Below are 2586 nucleotides of genomic sequence, written 5' to 3' on the forward strand. Positions count from 1 at the left end.
GAAATTGAGTTAGCCTTTATTACCCCCAGTGAATTTAAATCGTGGTACAACCGGTTTAATCATGATGGGATTGAAGAGTATGATTTGATTGAGTTGCTTGTGAACTGGACGACGCGATTTAGGCATTTAAACTTGCGAAAATACCTTGATTTTGCTCCGTTGTGGTCGGCGCTCTTGGATTTTAATGATGAAATTGATAACCGATCATACGGTGAACAATTACTGGATGGTTATGCCATACCGAATAAGTTAACCAGTCAAAAGGGCATTGACGATGAATGAATGGAATGTGGTTTATTGGTGGCTGAGTATTTATCTTTTTATTGAATTAAAGCTATATCACTATTTAAAAAGTGAATGGAAACTCAATGCATTATTGAATCAATATTCACCGATGAATGTGGAATTATACCGCGCGTTGCAAGAAAATGTTCGGTATTCTCCCGACCATTTTCTTGTTGAGCTTAAGATATGGTTGGCAAAAGAAAGTCAGTGTTTCGGTGAAAGACCAAAGAATTTTGTTAAAAAAGGGCTGGATTTTACTGAGCCTGAGATTGAGTAAAATAAGTTTTCAGATGTAGCAACAATGAGTTGAAACTCTTTCATCATAAAAATGAAATAGCCCCTTATGGGTTCCTACGGCAGCTCGACGTTCTCGAGCTGTCGCCTACACTCCAACGCCATTCGTTTTACGAATGGGTTTCCGCAGAGCCGCAAGCGTCTCTGTCCTTCGGATAGCAAGCGAAACCTAACTGCGGCATTTCGTGCTTCGCACGGCCGTTAAAGACGCCACGCGTTGCGTGTCGGCCGAATTCATCCTTATCTACAGGTTTTTATCTCTCTGTAAGTACTTCCGCTCGGCTTAAACATAGCCTCAAGTCGTCATCCAGCAAGGGTAAAATGAACTCCAGCAAAATTCTTGTCGCTGCGCTTTCCAACAATTTTGCTTCCGCCCTTGCTTCCTTCCTCGTCTCAGCTATGCACGCCCTTGCCGCGAAAGAACTCACAGAGAGATGATTTAAAACTCGCAGGTAAACCAGGATGCTTTCGGAGAACGTCAACACCGCCGCTCTTGAATCTTCAGAAAGATGAGTTAAAAGCCAAAACAAGGAGTATCAATATGAATTATCAGGTTTTCATTGCTGAAACCAATAAAAAAAATATGACAGAGCAAGCGGATGATGTTTATCACTTCAATTCCATTGCCGAATTCTTCACTTTTCTGAAAAAAACGAAATTCGCGGAAAAAATGAACATGAATTACCACTATGCCTTAACCGATGGGACAAAAAACACCGATTTAACTTTCCGCGAAATTGAAAGCGCCAATCACCTTAAACCGTTTAAAAAACAGGTTCGCCAATACCATTAAAGCGACCTATTGAATAGCGCGAAACTTAAACGCGCTATTCAATATCGAGCCAGTTCGATATTGATCCAATGACGAAATTACAAAAGGAGAATAATTATGTATCACGCATTAGAGCATTACGAAACAGACAGTTACCAAGAAACGCAAAGCGCGGAAATGGTGTATTGGGTCGGACGCGAACACGCTGCCAAAACTGTTCCGACAGAAATTACCTTAATGCAATTTATGGATGCGTTATCCGTTATGCCCCCGTTGGATTGGCAAGGCAATAACAATACTGAGTCCTTTAAATTGCAAGAAATGGTCATGGGGAATGTGACTGATATTTTTGTCAAAGTGGACAGGCGTTATTTCACGTTTAGAGATTTATCAACGTTATCTCACGCGCAAATTGTATCGCGTGTGCGTTGTGCTGGACTGCTGGCGCAACAATGAAAAAAGCAGGCTTGCGCCTGCTTAATCCCTGCCTTGATCAACTTTTGCGAAGAAACTCAAGGCATACCATTAACTCAAAGGAGAAACTCCGATGAATGCAAATATCATGGCATACGTTGCCAAACCTGTAAAGCCGCAAATGTCCGCCCTGTCAAAACGTCGGGTCGTGCGTCACGATATCGCCATAAGTGATATTGAGCCGACCTATCGGGCAATGGCGCGGCATATCGACAAACAACTTAAACGCAAACAGCCCGTTCGCATCCCTGCAATGAATAACCAGTGTTTGGGGCAACTTTTGCGCTGTTTAGAACTGCGTAAATCGTGGATTTAAGTTAATTCACTGCCCCCATTGGGGGCAGTCTTGGAGTGTCGATATGTCACAATTGAGTTTTTTTGATGTCGATTCAAGCCAACTCGCGAAAGTAGCCAGTCCTATTATCTCAGGTTCGCCCAGTAAGATAGACAAAACAGTCGAGAAAGCAAACCTAACCACAGTTAACGCTAAATCAAAGCCTGATTTTCACACCGAGTTTATTCAATTATTTAATCAAACAGCACGTTATCACAGTCGCTTAGACGTGTTTCGGGATTTTATTCATGTTGCCGCGATTTCATTAGAAAACAGCGTGAAACAATGTCCTGAGTTGGAACAAACTTACTTTAACGTGATTGCGCGTTATGAAAGAGCCGATTTAGACGTATTCGCCAAACTAATGGCAATTTGTGTTAATGCCTTAGACAGTCAAGCGACTGATTTTTTAGGGGAACTCTTTATG

The 2586-nt window shown here is 42.0% G+C and carries 5 protein-coding genes and 1 pseudogene; all 6 read left to right on the forward strand.

The window, feature by feature from the left end:
- Nucleotides 1-282: plasmid SOS inhibition protein A (locus AC4IFO_RS22705; protein WP_490737809.1), on the forward strand; the 282-nt coding region annotated here is incomplete at its 5' end.
- Nucleotides 275-562, forward strand: coding sequence for a hypothetical protein (locus AC4IFO_RS22710; RefSeq protein WP_490737810.1), 288 nt, complete (start codon nucleotides 275-277; stop codon nucleotides 560-562). The genes AC4IFO_RS22705 and AC4IFO_RS22710, both read left to right, overlap by 8 nt.
- Nucleotides 563-1120: 558 nt before the next feature.
- The gene (locus AC4IFO_RS22715) at nucleotides 1121-1372 is read left to right on the forward strand and encodes a hypothetical protein (RefSeq protein ID WP_490737811.1); all 252 of its coding nucleotides are present in this window, start codon (nucleotides 1121-1123) and stop codon (nucleotides 1370-1372) included.
- A 96-nt stretch (nucleotides 1373-1468) separates the two neighbouring features.
- Nucleotides 1469-1807 (forward strand): hypothetical protein, encoded by a 339-nt coding sequence (locus AC4IFO_RS22720; RefSeq protein ID WP_490737812.1) that lies wholly within the window; start codon nucleotides 1469-1471, stop codon nucleotides 1805-1807.
- Nucleotides 1808-1898: 91 nt separating this feature from the next.
- On the forward strand, nucleotides 1899-2141 hold the full coding sequence (locus tag AC4IFO_RS22725) for a hypothetical protein (RefSeq protein ID WP_490737813.1): 243 nt from the start codon (nucleotides 1899-1901) through the stop codon (nucleotides 2139-2141).
- Between the two features lie 43 nt (nucleotides 2142-2184).
- Nucleotides 2185-2586 (forward strand): annotated as a pseudogene (locus AC4IFO_RS22730) (hypothetical protein); the annotation flags it as partial.

It is taken from the genome of Providencia sp. UF-224 (genome assembly GCF_058245955.1).